12 protein-coding genes are annotated in these 14,106 nt (G+C 37.6%); all 12 read left to right on the top strand.

The window, feature by feature from the left end:
• The first annotated feature begins 258 nt into the window (after positions 1 to 258).
• Complete coding sequence (gene citZ / locus MKZ18_RS18290) at positions 259 to 1,377, top strand: citrate synthase (RefSeq protein ID WP_025907253.1); 1,119 nt, start codon at positions 259 to 261, stop codon at positions 1,375 to 1,377.
• Positions 1,378 to 1,468: 91 nt separating this feature from the next.
• Positions 1,469 to 2,755, top strand: coding sequence for an NADP-dependent isocitrate dehydrogenase (gene icd / locus MKZ18_RS18285; RefSeq protein ID WP_025907251.1), 1,287 nt, complete (start codon positions 1,469 to 1,471; stop codon positions 2,753 to 2,755).
• A gap of 31 nt (positions 2,756 to 2,786) precedes the next feature.
• Positions 2,787 to 3,725: a malate dehydrogenase gene (gene mdh / locus MKZ18_RS18280; protein ID WP_025907249.1), complete on the top strand. Its 939-nt coding sequence runs from the start codon at positions 2,787 to 2,789 to the stop codon at positions 3,723 to 3,725.
• Positions 3,726 to 3,904: 179 nt separating this feature from the next.
• Positions 3,905 to 4,381, top strand: a complete 477-nt coding sequence (locus tag MKZ18_RS18275) for a MaoC/PaaZ C-terminal domain-containing protein (RefSeq protein WP_025907247.1) — start codon at positions 3,905 to 3,907, stop codon at positions 4,379 to 4,381.
• Positions 4,382 to 4,552: 171 nt separating this feature from the next.
• Entirely contained in the window at positions 4,553 to 5,269 is a 717-nt protein-coding gene (locus MKZ18_RS18270) for a response regulator transcription factor (protein ID WP_025907245.1), read from the top strand.
• Complete coding sequence (pnpS, locus tag MKZ18_RS18265) at positions 5,262 to 7,031, top strand: two-component system histidine kinase PnpS (RefSeq protein ID WP_061784960.1); 1,770 nt, start codon at positions 5,262 to 5,264, stop codon at positions 7,029 to 7,031. Before MKZ18_RS18270 ends, pnpS begins: the two co-directional genes overlap by 8 nt.
• Positions 7,032 to 7,383: 352 nt before the next feature.
• On the top strand, positions 7,384 to 10,008 hold the full coding sequence (gene polA, locus MKZ18_RS18260) for a DNA polymerase I (protein WP_025907241.1): 2,625 nt from the start codon (positions 7,384 to 7,386) through the stop codon (positions 10,006 to 10,008).
• Between the two features lie 33 nt (positions 10,009 to 10,041).
• Positions 10,042 to 10,875 carry a DNA-formamidopyrimidine glycosylase gene (mutM, locus tag MKZ18_RS18255; RefSeq protein WP_025907239.1) on the top strand — a complete coding sequence of 278 codons (834 nt, stop codon included), beginning with the start codon at positions 10,042 to 10,044 and terminating at the stop codon, positions 10,873 to 10,875.
• Positions 10,876 to 10,936: 61 nt separating this feature from the next.
• Complete coding sequence (gene ytaF / locus MKZ18_RS18250) at positions 10,937 to 11,569, top strand: sporulation membrane protein YtaF (protein ID WP_025907237.1); 633 nt, start codon at positions 10,937 to 10,939, stop codon at positions 11,567 to 11,569.
• Between the two features lie 20 nt (positions 11,570 to 11,589).
• Positions 11,590 to 12,186, top strand: coding sequence for a dephospho-CoA kinase (gene coaE, locus MKZ18_RS18245; RefSeq protein ID WP_025907234.1), 597 nt, complete (start codon positions 11,590 to 11,592; stop codon positions 12,184 to 12,186).
• 154 nt (positions 12,187 to 12,340) lie between these two features.
• On the top strand, positions 12,341 to 13,372 hold the full coding sequence (locus MKZ18_RS18240) for a glyceraldehyde-3-phosphate dehydrogenase (RefSeq protein ID WP_025907232.1): 1,032 nt from the start codon (positions 12,341 to 12,343) through the stop codon (positions 13,370 to 13,372).
• Between the two features lie 339 nt (positions 13,373 to 13,711).
• Positions 13,712 to 14,092, top strand: a complete 381-nt coding sequence (gene speD, locus MKZ18_RS18235) for an adenosylmethionine decarboxylase (RefSeq protein WP_025907230.1) — start codon at positions 13,712 to 13,714, stop codon at positions 14,090 to 14,092.
• Positions 14,093 to 14,106 lie beyond the last annotated feature (14 nt).

The following is a 14,106-nucleotide window of genomic DNA, read 5'->3' as shown; positions in this document are numbered from 1 at the left end:
TACAATTGTATGATATAACGTATACGATCAAACAACTAAAAAGCATGCTAGATAGCATAAATTCTTTATGTTATTTAGCAATATGAAAATGTAAGCATTTTCTTTTTTGTCAGGGTCTTAAGAAAACCCTATGAGGAATGCTGTGCTTCTATAGAAATGTCTTATGTGATGTGGAATTGAGCCAACGCTCAATATAATTTATTTTTGTATGTACAATAGGGTGTATGGGGAAATCTTTTCTGTAAAGGAGATGGGAATATGACTGCGACTCGAGGTTTAGAGGGAGTTGTTGCGACAACTTCAGCGGTAAGCTCCATTATTGACGACACGCTAACTTATCGTGGTTACAATATTGATGATTTAGCAGACTATGCTACATTTGAAGAAGTAGTTTATTTGCTTTGGCATGGAAAATTACCAAATAAAGAAGAATTATCTATTTTTTCTAGGTTACTAGCAGAGAATGCTAAATTACCTCATGAAGTATTAAATCATTTCAAAACATATCCAATTAAAGACGTTCATCCAATGGCAGCTTTAAGAACAGCTGTATCACTAATTGGCTTGTACGATCCAGAAGCAGACCTAATGGATGAAGAAGCTAATTATCGTAAGGCAGTTCGCCTACAAGCCAAATTACCGACAATTGTAACAGCCTTTTCACGCATTCGCAAAGGGATGGATCCAATTGAACCAAATGAAAACTATAGCATTGCAGCCAACTTCTTGTACATGTTAACGGGGAATGAACCGACTGACATCGAAGTTGAAGCATTTAATAAAGCACTTGTCTTACACGCTGACCATGAGCTAAATGCATCTACATTTACCGCTCGCGTCTGTGTGGCAACTCTCTCAGATATTTATTCTGGTATTACAGCAGCAATCGGAGCCTTAAAAGGACCTCTTCATGGTGGTGCAAATGAAGCCGTTATGAAAATGCTATCTGATATTGAAACGGTAGAAAATGCAGAGCCGTATATTCGTAGTAAGTTAGCAAATAAAGAGAAGATTATGGGCTTTGGTCACCGAGTGTATCAGCAAGGGGATCCACGTGCTAAACATTTGAGAGAGATGTCTGAGAAGCTTACAAAACAAGCTGGAGACTCTACTCTTTATGAAATGTCTGTAAAGATTGAAGAGATTGTTACAAGTGAGAAGAAGCTACCACCAAACGTAGACTTCTATTCCGCTTCTGTCTATCACAGTCTAGGAATTGATCATGATTTGTTTACACCAATCTTTGCTGTAAGCCGCGTATCAGGTTGGGTAGCACATATTTTAGAACAGTATTCAAACAATCGATTAATTCGTCCACGTGCCGATTATATCGGCGAAGGAAAGCAAGCGTATATTCCGATTGAGCAAAGAGATTAACTTTTATGTAAGAAAGTGCTCAGCGTAAGTTGAGCACTTTATAATAAGCTATTAATCTATTAAGCTTTAAAACTTCAAGGGGGTTATTTTTATGACAAACGGACAAAAAATTACGGTAACAAACGGAGTATTAAATGTACCTAACAATCCAGTAATTCCATATATCGAAGGAGACGGAATTGGTCCGGATATTTGGGCAGCAGCATCTCGTGTATTAGAAGCAGCTGTTGAAAAAGCATATGATGGCGAAAAAGAGATTGTTTGGAAAGAAGTATTAGCAGGGGAAAAAGCATTCAACGAAACTGGCGAGTGGCTACCAGCTGAAACATTAGATGTTATTCGTGAGTACATAATCGCGATTAAGGGACCATTAACAACGCCAGTAGGTGGAGGAATCCGTTCACTAAACGTTGCTTTACGTCAAGAGTTAGATTTGTTTACTTGCTTACGTCCAGTACGTTATTTCGAAGGTGTTCCATCACCAATTAAACGTCCAGAAGATACGGACATGGTTATCTTCCGTGAAAATACAGAGGATATCTATGCTGGTATCGAGTATGCAAAAGGTTCTGAAGAAGTTCAAAAGTTAATCAACTTCTTACAAACTGAAATGGGCGTTAATAAAATCCGTTTCCCTGAAACATCAGGTATTGGAATTAAGCCAGTATCATCTGAGGGTACAGAGCGCTTAGTTCGCGGAGCAATTAACTATGCAATCGAACACGGTCGTAAGTCTGTAACGCTTGTTCATAAAGGAAACATCATGAAGTTTACTGAAGGTGCCTTCAAAAACTGGGGTTATGAATTAGCTGAAAAAGAATTCGGCGATAAAGTATTTACTTGGGCTCAATATGACCGCATCGTTGAAAAAGAAGGAAAAGATGCTGCAAATAAAGCACAAGCAGAAGCGGAAGCAGCTGGCAAAATTATCGTAAAAGATTCAATTGCAGATATCTTCTTACAGCAAATCTTAACTCGTCCTCGTGAGTTTGACGTAGTTGCAACAATGAACTTAAATGGTGACTATATTTCTGATGCTTTAGCTGCGCAAGTAGGTGGAATTGGTATTGCACCGGGTGCTAACATTAACTATGAAACTGGACATGCAATCTTTGAAGCAACACATGGTACTGCTCCTAAATATGCAGGTCTAGACAAAGTAAACCCTTCATCTGTATTATTATCAGGTGTGTTAATGCTAGAACATTTAGGCTGGACTGAAGCAGCTGCGCTTGTAATGGAATCAATGGAAAAAACAATCGCTTCTCAAGTAGTAACATATGATTTTGCTCGCTTAATGGATGGAGCGAAAGAAGTAAAATGCTCTGAGTTTGCAGATGAGTTAATTAAAAACTTAGGAAATCAAGTAACAGTATAATAGTAAACGAGAACGATTTGGGGGAATTAACATGTCAAACAAACGAAAAAAAGTCTCAGTTATTGGTGCTGGCTTTACAGGTGCAACAACTGCGTTTTTGATCGGACAAAAAGAATTAGCTGACGTTGTATTGGTGGATATTCCACAGGCAGAAAACCCAGCTAAAGGTAAAGCGTTGGATATGTTAGAAGCAGGCCCAGTACAAGGTTTTGACGCTAATATTACAGGAACAGCTAACTATGAAGATACAGCTGACTCTGATGTCGTCATTATTACGGCTGGTATTGCACGTAAACCTGGTATGAGCCGTGACGATTTAGTTACGACAAACCAAAAGGTAATGAAGTCTGTAACGCAAGAAATTGTTAAATACTCACCAAATTGTTATATTATCGTGTTAACCAATCCAGTTGATGCGATGACGTATACAGTATTTAAAGAATCAGGATTTCCAAAAAATCGTGTAATTGGTCAGTCTGGTGTACTAGATTCGGCTCGTTTCCGTACATTTGTAGCACAGGAACTGAATGTATCAGTTAAGGACGTTACTGGCTTTGTACTAGGAGGACACGGTGACGATATGGTTCCTCTTGTGCGCTACTCATACGCAGGTGGAATTCCGCTTCAAACGTTAATTCCACAAGATCGCTTAAATGCTATCGTGGAGCGTACGCGTAAAGGTGGCGGCGAGATTGTAAACCTTTTAGGAAATGGTAGTGCTTATTATGCACCTGCTGCATCTCTCTTAGAAATGACAGAAGCTATCCTAAAAGATCAGCGTCGTATCTTACCTGCAATTGCGTACTTAGAAGGTGAATATGGCTACAGTGGTATTTACCTTGGTGTACCAACAGTTCTAGGTGCCAATGGTATTGAGCAAGTGATTGAATTAGAACTAACTGAACAAGAAAAAGCAGCTTTAGATCAATCTGCTGATTCAGTTAAAAATGTGATGAGCGTTCTTGTTTAAAAATAGATAAGCACTTGGTAAACGGTGTGGTAAAAAGCATCATTTATAAAAGAAAAACAGGAAAATTCGAGGGAAACCTCGAATTTTTTTGTTGTAGAAGTTTCACTGCTTTAGACAAGAACTGTTCGCATGATTAGCGATCGTTCATGAAAGCTACAAAGAGAAAGGATGAAGTAGCAATGGTGCTAGGGAAAAAACAAAAGATTGGAAGAACCATAAAACAAATCCAAGTTGGCGAAAAGCTTTCACTTACTGAACGCATAGAGGACAAGGATATTCTTCTATATCTAGGCTTAACAAATGACGCCAATCCCCTTTATATTCAGCATGATTATGCTGCGCAAACGACGTTTAAAAAGCCGATTGTTCCAGCAATTATGATCAATGGAATGATGACAGCGGCTATCTCCAAATATTTGCCGGGTCCAGGAAGTCATATTCTAAAGCAAACCGTTGCATTTCCTAAGCGTATTTACCATTACAGTACAGTCGAGTTTTTATTTGAAGTAGTTAATAAAAATATGGACGAAAAGACAATTACAATTGATGTACAGGCAACAGATGAGAATGAAGAGAGCGTTGTACAAGCTCAATTTATTGTATGTCCTCCTCAAGAACTATCGATTGCCGAAACACATGAGTTTGAGAACTTTTAATGCAGTGACAAACGGGCCTCCTTTTTAATTAGGGGGCTTGTTTATTGGCATAATATTATGAAATGCCTTTGAGAACTTTAAGGAATCAGTGTATGATAATGACATACATATAGACAAAATATTGGGTGAAGTGGCGTTTAAAATGAATTGATGGAGGCTTATGTTACGAACATGAATAAGAGATTATTAGTAGTAGACGATGAACAGTCAATCTCAACATTATTACAGTATAACCTGCAGCAAGCTGGTTTTGAGGTCAGCACGGCAATGGATGGAGAAGAAGGGTACAATAAAGCACTGGAAGAAAACCCAGATTTAATCGTGTTAGACTTAATGCTTCCCAAAATGGATGGAATTGAAGTGTGCAAAAAGCTTAGACAGCAGAAAGTTATGACGCCTATATTAATGTTAACGGCTAAGGATGATGAGTTTGATAAAGTGTTAGGTTTAGAACTTGGAGCAGATGACTATATGACAAAACCGTTTAGTCCACGAGAAGTTGTTGCTCGGGTAAAGGCCATACTTCGTCGTTCTCAAATTAGTAATCAAGCCAATCAGGAAGAAGAGGATGGAGAAAGAATCTTTATTGGAGATTTAAAAATTCTTCCCGAGCATTACGAAGCTTATTTTCAGCAAGAGCAGCTAGAATTAACGCCAAAAGAGTTTGAACTATTATTATATTTATCAAAACATAAAGGGCGAGTGCTGACGCGTGATCAGTTATTAAGTGCCGTTTGGAATTATGACTTTGCGGGTGATACAAGGATTGTAGATGTCCATATTAGTCATTTGCGTGAAAAGATTGAAAGCAATACAAGAAAACCAATTTATATTAAAACCATTCGTGGTTTAGGATATAAATTAGAGGAACCAAAGGTAGATGAATAAGTTCCGCTCGCGCTTACTTTTTGCACTGCTAACGTTAATTATTGTGGTACTGGTTTGTTTAGGCTTATTATTAGCTCAGCTTTTCAAAAATTTCTATTTTCAAACCTTTCAAGAACGGATGGAAAAAGAAGCTGAGCTTGTCGAACTTTTTATTGGGAAAGAAGGCCTGACAAATCCAACTCTTCAAGAAAATGTAGATTCGATTAGTGAGTCATTAAGTGTTCGAGCAACTATTATTAACAATGACGGTACAATTCTTGTAGATTCAAATGCAAGTAGTCACAATGGCTCTTTGGAAAACACTCGTATACTCCAAGAGGTAATAAAGAAGCAAAGCGTGAATCAGGAAGCATTCAGCCGCATCGAAGAAAATCATGACCTCTACTATTATGGTGTGCCACTTGTCATTGACGGTCAGAAAGAAGGGTTTGTTGTTTTAAGTACTTCTTTTGCGTCATTAAATCAAGTCAATCAACAAATATGGGGGCTGTTAATTGGAAGTCTTGGCGTTGCGTTAATCGTCATTTTATTACTAGGAATAAAGATTATGAATCGCTATACCAGACCAATTGAATCGGCTACTCAGGTAGCCATGGAGCTAGCAAAAGGCAATTATAAAGCTCGTACTTATGAAGATTATATGGATGAAACAGGAATGCTAAGTCAATCCATTAATGCATTAGCCCGTAATTTACAAGAGTTAATTCGTAGCCAAGAGATGCAACAAGATCGCCTGCGGACGCTCATTGAAAATATGGGTAGCGGGATGATTTTAATTGATAGTCGCGGCTATATTAACCTAGTAAATCGAGCTTATAAAGAACAATTTCAAATAAAGATGAATGATTTCTTATATCACCTATACTATGAAGTGTTTGAACATAAAGAAGTCGTTTCCCTAGTAGAAGAGATTTTTATGACAGAAGTGAAGGTTCGCAAACATGTTGTACTCTCTCGAAATATCGAACGTCGACATTATGATGTATACGGAGCGCCAATTATCGGATTAAATGATGAATGGAAGGGGATTGTTCTGGTTTTTCATGACATAACAGAACTTAAGAAACTAGAGCAGGTTCGCCGAGACTTTGTTGCTAACGTATCTCATGAGTTAAAGACACCCATCACATCAATTAAAGGCTTTAGTGAAACGCTTTTAGATGGTGCTATGGAGGAACCAGAGCTAAGAAAGCAGTTTCTATCGATTATCATGAATGAAAGTCAACGGATGGAAACGTTAATACAAGATTTGTTAGATTTATCAAAAGTGGAACAGCAAGGTTTTCAGCTAAACGTTCAAGCCATTAATATTAATACGCTTCTTTATGAAATCGTTATGGTTCTTTCTAATCGAGCAAAAGAGCGAGGAATTGATCTTCAAATTGAAACACTTGAAGAAGAATGTTTAATTGAAGCAGATATCCAGAGGTTAACCCAAATCTTTATGAACTTAATTAGCAACGCATTGAATTATACGATGCCAAGCGGTAAAGTTCATATTCGAATTGAAGAAAAATTAGACAAAGTCCTTGTTCATATCACCGATACAGGGATTGGCATCGCACAAGAAGAAATTCCTCGAATTTTTGAACGCTTTTATCGCGTAGATAAAGCAAGAAGTAGAAATTCCGGTGGTACAGGTCTTGGACTAGCAATTGTCAAACATCTTGTAGAAGCACATAAAGGGCATATTGACGTACAGAGTAAAGTGAATGAAGGGACAACTTTTTCTGTCACGTTAAATAAATACTTAGAAAACTAAGCAAATGTTTACGTTCCTTTTACAAAGCATTTAAGGAAGCTTAATATAAGCTTGTTATACTTTTCTATGGAAACCCCTTCATCCAAGGAGCCAATTTTGGAAGACGAGAGGAGTCTTCATACTCCTTTCGTCCATTTTTTTTATAACATAAGACAAAGGTATTATTCTATAAAGGATAATGCCTTTTTTGTTTATATCATTTATAATTAGGGCGCATTCTTAGTTCGAATTATGCATGAAACTAGTTTCTGGTAAAAAACTAACTGTAATTAGATAGATTAGTTTTTGTTGTTGAGAGGAAACTTTTGATAAAATAGAATAAACGTTCTTTTTTTGAAATGGAGGATTATTCATGTCCAAGAAATTAGTATTAATAGACGGCAATAGTATCGCATATCGTGCATTTTTTGCTCTGCCTTTACTGAATAACGATAAAGGTATACATACAAACGCAATTTACGGATTTACAACGATGTTAATGCGCATTTTAGAAGAAGAGAAACCAACACATCTTCTTGTAGCATTTGATGCTGGTAAAACAACTTTTCGTCATAAAACATTTACAGAGTATAAAGGTGGAAGGCAAAAAACGCCTCCTGAGCTATCAGAGCAATTTCCATTTATTCGAGACCTGCTAGATGCCTATGGAATAAAGCGCTATGAGCTAGAGAATTACGAAGCCGATGACATTATTGGTACATTAGCAAAGCAAGCTGAAAAAGAGAACTTTGAGGTGAAAGTAATTTCAGGTGACAAAGATTTACTTCAGCTTGTTTCAGAACACATAACAGTAGGTATCACGCGAAAAGGTATTACAGATGTTGATGCCTATACGCCAGCTTTAATCGATGAGAAGTATGGCATTAAAGCTATGCAAATTATTGATATGAAGGGACTTATGGGTGACTCTTCTGATAATATTCCAGGTGTTCCTGGAGTTGGAGAAAAGACGGCTCTGAAATTATTAAAAGAGTTTGGAACAGTTGAAAACGTCTTAGAATCAATCGATCAAGTGAGTGGTAAAAAATTAAAAGAAAAGCTATCAGATAACAAAGAGCAGGCACTCATGAGTAAAGAGCTTGCTACAATCGACACAAACGCACCTATTGAAGTGAGCTTGGAAGCTGTTGCGTATCAAGGTGAAAACAGTGAAAAGCTTGTAGCACTATTTAAAGAACTTGGCTTTAATTCTCTTTTAGATAAATTTGGTGGCGATTCAGAGGAAAGTAGCTCTTTTGAAGAGCTTGAATACAAGATAGTGAACAGTGTAGACAACGAGATATTAACAAACGATGCTGCGCTTGTTGTGGAAGGATATGAAGAAAACTATCACCATGATCAGCTGCTAGGTTTTGGTATTAGCAATGAAAATGGCCATTTTTTCATTGGAAAATCAGTAGCTTTAGGGTCCTCTGAATTTGTGAACTGGTTACAGGATCAATCAATGAAAAAGACTGTATTTGATGGAAAAAGAATGGTCGTTTCAATGCGATGGGAAGGCTATGAGATTAAAGGAATTGAACAGGACATTATGATTGCTTCTTACATCTTAAATCCTGCTGAAGCCAACGATGATCTAGCTACAATTGCTAAGCTAAAAGGATATACGCAAGTGAGCTCTGATGAAGTGGTATACGGAAAAGGGGCAAAAAAATCAGTACCTGAAGTAGGAGAATTAGCAGAACATGTTGCTAGAAAAGCAGCGGCTCTTCAATTTTTAAAAGAAAAGCTGCTAGCCGAGCTAAAAGAAAATGAGCAGTATGACTTATATGAACAGCTCGAAATGCCCCTGTCATTTGTATTAGCTGATATGGAATATCAAGGAGTGAAAATTGACCATAACCGCTTAGATGAATTAGGGAAAACCATTCATGAACGTCTGAAGGAATTAGAAGCTACTATTTATAGTTATGCTGGAGAAGAATTTAACATTAATTCAACGAAGCAGTTAGGCGTTATTTTGTTTGAAAAGCTTGAGCTCCCTGTTATCAAAAAGACAAAAACAGGCTATTCTACTTCCGCAGACGTGTTGGAGCAGTTAGCTGATAAGCATGACATTATCCAAGAAATTTTAGAATACCGTCAGCTTGGCAAGCTCCAGTCCACATATGTGGAAGGGCTAAAGAAAGTCATCCATTCCGATCAGAAAGTTCATACGCGTTTTAATCAAACTCTAACGCAAACAGGGCGCTTAAGCTCAGTTGATCCGAACTTGCAAAATATTCCAATACGCTTAGAAGAAGGGAAAAAAATACGTTCAGCTTTTGTCCCGTCAAAGAAAGGTTGGGTAATCTTTGCTGCTGACTATTCTCAAATCGAGCTACGCGTTTTAGCGCATATTGCAGCTGATGAAAAACTAATTGAGGCATTTACAGAAGATCTCGATATCCATACAAAAACGGCTATGGACGTGTTCCATGTAGCAAAAGAGGACGTGACGTCTAATATGAGGCGTCAAGCAAAAGCGGTTAACTTCGGAATTGTGTATGGTATTAGTGACTATGGGTTATCACAGAACCTCGGGATTACGCGAAAAGAAGCGGCAAAGTTCATTGAGCGCTACCTGGAAAGCTTTCCTGGTGTTCAAGAATATATGGCGGATATTGTACGTCAAGCAAAAGAAGCGGGATACGTAACAACTTTATTGCATCGTCGTCGCTATCTGCCAGAGATTACAAGTCGCAACTTTAATCTGAGAAGCTTTGCTGAGAGAACGGCTATGAACACACCTATTCAAGGAACAGCTGCTGATATTATCAAAAAAGCAATGATTGAAATGGCAAAGCGATTAAAAGAAGAGAAATTAGAAACAAAGCTTCTTCTTCAAGTACATGATGAGCTTATCTTTGAAGCGCCAAAACATGAAATTGAAATTCTTGAGCGTATTGTTCCAGAGGTGATGGAAAGTGCACTAAAATTAGATGTACCTTTAAAAGTAGATTACTCGTATGGTGCTACTTGGTTTGACGCTAAGTAAACAACAATGAATTAGCAAAGAGAGGTGGATAAGGTGCCCGAATTACCAGAAGTTGAAACGGTTCGCCGCACGCTCATTCATTTAGTAAAAGGAAAAACAATTGATGAAGTAAAAGTAACATGGCCAAATATCATTAAGCGACCGGTTGAAGTTGAACAGTTTTGTGATGCACTAAAGGGACAGACGATTCAAGATGTACACCGTCGAGGGAAATTTCTAAAAATCATTTTAGATAACTACGTATTAGTTTCTCACCTCCGAATGGAAGGTAAGTATGCTCTTGCTGAGAAGGATGAACCAATTGATAAGCATACACATGTTATTTTTCTGTTTAAGGATGGTACGCAGTTAAGGTATAAAGATGTACGAAAATTTGGGACCATGCATTTATTTCAACCAGGAGAAGAAGAGCTCTCACCACCTCTAAGTACACTGGGTCCGGAGCCTTTTGAAGAACTGTTTACAGCGGAAGTTCTAAAAAACCGAATCGGTCGAACGAGTCGAAAAATTAAGGCGGTTTTATTAGACCAACAAGTGGTCGTTGGGCTTGGGAATATCTATGTGGATGAAGCGCTTTTCCGAGCTCGTATACATCCTGAGCGTGTAGCAAGCCAGCTCACCGATGAGGAGTTGGACCGTTTGCATAAAGAAATCGTAGCAACTCTACAGGAAGCGGTTGAAAAAGGTGGAAGTACCATTCGATCCTACGTAAATACTCAAGGAGAGATGGGGATGTTTCAGCTTCAGCTTTATGTTTATGGTAAAAAAGACGAACCTTGTGTTGTATGTGGCACTCCGATTAAGAAATATGTAGTAGCGGGAAGAGGTACGCATATTTGTCCAAGTTGCCAGAAGCTTGAAGAATAATAACAATGGATGGGCTCCTTTCATATACTTTAGATAGATGAAATGGAAGGAGCTCTTTAAGATGATTTCACTTTCTTTAATACTAGTAGCTTTTGCAGTAAGCCTAGATAGCTTCAGCGTAGGATTAACATACGGATTGCGAAAACTTAAAATTCCGTTTAAATCAATTTTAATTATTGCTTGTTGTTCCGCGTTTACATTAACGCTTGCGATGTTTGTCGGCAAAATGATTACGCATTTATTTTCTCCGGCTGCGCTTGACACCATTGGTGGCATTATTTTTGTATTGTTGGGCATGTGGATTTTGTATCAATTTTTTCGTCCTGAAGAAGAGGAAACAGCAAAGCTGGAAGAAAAAATCATTTTTAAAGTAGAAATAAAATCCATTGGCTTGGTCATTAATATTTTGAAAAAGCCGACGACAGCAGATTTAGATAAATCAGGCTCTATTACGGGAGTTGAAGCGTTAATTTTAGGTATCGCGTTATCATTGGATGCATTTGGAGCTGGAATAGCAGCAGCTTTATTAGGTTATTCGCCAGTCATATTGGCCATCGCAGTAGCGGCAATGAGCTTTATTTTTCTTACATTAGGAATTCAAATTGGAAAATGGTTTTCTAAACTAGCTTGGATGAGGATGTTTTCATTTGTACCAGGTGTTGTATTGATTTTAATGGGAATATTGAGATTATAAGAAGTAAAAGGGAGAACATTATGACGATTGTTGTTGGTTTAACGGGTGGAATCGCTAGTGGAAAAAGTACGGTCTCAGCGATATTCCGTGAAATGAATATACCGGTAATCGATGCTGATCAGATTGCAAAAGAAGTCGTTCAGAACGGTAGAGTCGCTTATAGTAAGATTGTTGAGGCATTTGGAAAAGAGATTTTACAAGAAGATCTAGAAATTAATCGTGCTGCTCTTGGTCAGATTATCTTTCATAACGAACAGGAGCGTCAAAAGCTCAATTCAATTGTACACCCGGAAGTTCGAAGTGAAATGTTAAAGCAAAAAGAACAATTGATTGCTGAGCAATATCAGCTAGTTGTGTTGGATATTCCACTTTTGTTTGAAAGCAAATTAACGTATCTAGTAGACCAAGTTATTGTTGTCCATGTAAATGAACTTGTGCAGCTTGAGAGACTACAAAAAAGAAATAACCTCTCTAAAGAAGATGCATTAGCGAGAATTAAGTCTCAACTGCCTTTAACTGAAAAGGCAAAGATGGCAGATTTTATTATTGATAACAATGGAAGTATAGATGAAACAAAAGAGCAAGTTATAAAACTTGTATCAAAATTAACAAATTGAGTTGGAGAGAAGTCATTCTTTCCAGCTTTTTTTAATATATGTAGAATAAGACAACAAAATAATGTGCAATAATTCTTCATTTTAAAATTATTTATGTTATACTATTTTGTATAAAAAGTTAATTAGTATAACATATTTGTTAGGGGGAATAACCATGAAAGCACGAATTGCAATTAATGGTTTTGGGAGAATTGGAAGAATGGTTTTTCGAACAGCGATTGAAGAGGAAAAGTTAGATATTGTTGCAATTAATGCAAGCTATCCTGCAGAAACTTTAGCGCATTTAATCAAATATGACTCCATTCATGGTCCATTTGCTGGAGAAGTTATCTGTGAAACAGATGCGTTGATTGTAAATGGTAAAAGAATCCAGCTACTTGACTCGCGAGATCCACTCTTATTACCATGGAAACAATTACAAATTGATTTAGTAATTGAAGCAACTGGAAAATTTAATTCTAGAGAAAAAGCGCAGTTACATATTGAGGCTGGTGCTCAAAAAGTTGTCTTAACGGCACCTGGTAAAGATGAAGATGTCACAATTGTAATGGGAGTAAATGAAAAGGTGCTGGATGTGCATAAGCATCACATTATCTCAAATGCATCTTGTACGACAAACTGCCTAGCGCCTGTTGTCAAGGTATTAGACGAGGCTTTTACTATTGAGAACGGTTTAATGACAACGGTTCACGCATATACGAACGACCAAAAAAATATTGATAACCCACATAAAGATTTACGACGCGCGCGCGCATGCGGTCAGTCCATTATTCCTACAACAACTGGGGCTGCCAAAGCATTATCACTTGTGCTTCCTCATCTCAGTGGGAAATTACATGGTATGGCGCTGCGAGTTCCAACGCCAAATGTATCGCTTGTAGACCTCGTTGTTGATGTTAGGAAAGCGGTAACAAAAGAAGCGGTGAATAAAGCGTTTATTCAATCCGCAGAAGGTCCACTACAAGGAATACTGGCATTTACAACAGAACCGTTAGTATCAATTGATTTCAATACAAACCCCAATTCAGCAATCATTGACGGCTTATCAACCATGGTCATGGATGAACATAAAATTAAAGTATTAGCGTGGTACGATAACGAATGGGGATACTCACAAAGAGTAGTCGATTTAGTAAAATATATTACAGCAGAGATGATTCAAAATTCAAAGCTAAAGGTTGGATAAATAAGCGAGGCAATCATGCCTCGCTTATTCTATTTGAATTCATTGTTTGTTCTAACTGAGATAGGGAACTAATAAATGAGAGGTCTTAAAAAGTGGTGGGGCAGAGAATAAATCGAGTTTAGCTACGGATTGCAAATTTAAATAAAATCACGTGTTGCAAAATGAGTCTAAACAAAGTATACTATGTTTCGTGAACTTCTTGTGTACCTTTCGGTTATGTATCTACTTAAAGGGTTAGGACCTCTCTGGACTAACTTTCCCCCGTGGTAGTTAACATGCTATATGGCGAAAGAATTTCATATTTAACGATTAAAAATTGTTAAAGGGGGAAATATCATTATGGAAACAATGGGTCGTCACGTTATCTCAGAATTATGGGGTTGTGATTTCGATAAGTTGAATGATATGGATTATATTGAAAAAACGTTTGTAGATGCAGCACTAAAAACTGGAGCGGAAGTTCGTGAGGTTGCGTTTCATAAATTTGCACCTCAGGGCGTAAGTGGGGTTGTTATTATTTCAGAATCACATTTAACTATCCACAGCTTTCCAGAGCATGGGTATGCAAGCATCGATGTATACACATGTGGAGACTTAGATCCAACAATTGCTGCTGACTATATTGCAGATGAACTAAATGCTCAAACACGTGAGACAATTGAAGTACCGCGTGGAATGGGTCCTGTACAAGTAAAGCAAACGAAAGCAAATGTACTTTAATAGTATAAAACAAA

Source organism: Priestia sp. FSL W8-0001 (assembly GCF_038050335.1).
Lineage (GTDB): Bacteria > Bacillota > Bacilli > Bacillales > Bacillaceae_H > Priestia > Priestia flexa.
Note: the sequence above shows the minus strand (reverse complement) of the source record. Positions and strands in the feature narration are given on the sequence as shown.

Excerpts from the sequence above, each read along its gene's own strand:
- citZ (WP_025907253.1), top strand. The coding sequence starts at position 259 with ATGACTGCGACTCGAGGTTTAGAGGGAGTTGTTGCGACAACTTCAGCG.
- icd (WP_025907251.1), top strand. The coding sequence starts at position 1,469 with ATGACAAACGGACAAAAAATTACGGTAACAAACGGAGTATTAAATGTA.
- mdh (WP_025907249.1), top strand. The coding sequence starts at position 2,787 with ATGTCAAACAAACGAAAAAAAGTCTCAGTTATTGGTGCTGGCTTTACA.
- MKZ18_RS18275 (WP_025907247.1), top strand. The coding sequence starts at position 3,905 with ATGGTGCTAGGGAAAAAACAAAAGATTGGAAGAACCATAAAACAAATC.
- MKZ18_RS18270 (WP_025907245.1), top strand. The coding sequence starts at position 4,553 with ATGAATAAGAGATTATTAGTAGTAGACGATGAACAGTCAATCTCAACA.
- pnpS (WP_061784960.1), top strand. The coding sequence starts at position 5,262 with ATGAATAAGTTCCGCTCGCGCTTACTTTTTGCACTGCTAACGTTAATT.
- polA (WP_025907241.1), top strand. The coding sequence starts at position 7,384 with ATGTCCAAGAAATTAGTATTAATAGACGGCAATAGTATCGCATATCGT.
- ytaF (WP_025907237.1), top strand. The coding sequence starts at position 10,937 with ATGATTTCACTTTCTTTAATACTAGTAGCTTTTGCAGTAAGCCTAGAT.
- coaE (WP_025907234.1), top strand. The coding sequence starts at position 11,590 with ATGACGATTGTTGTTGGTTTAACGGGTGGAATCGCTAGTGGAAAAAGT.
- MKZ18_RS18240 (WP_025907232.1), top strand. The coding sequence starts at position 12,341 with ATGAAAGCACGAATTGCAATTAATGGTTTTGGGAGAATTGGAAGAATG.
- speD (WP_025907230.1), top strand. The coding sequence starts at position 13,712 with ATGGAAACAATGGGTCGTCACGTTATCTCAGAATTATGGGGTTGTGAT.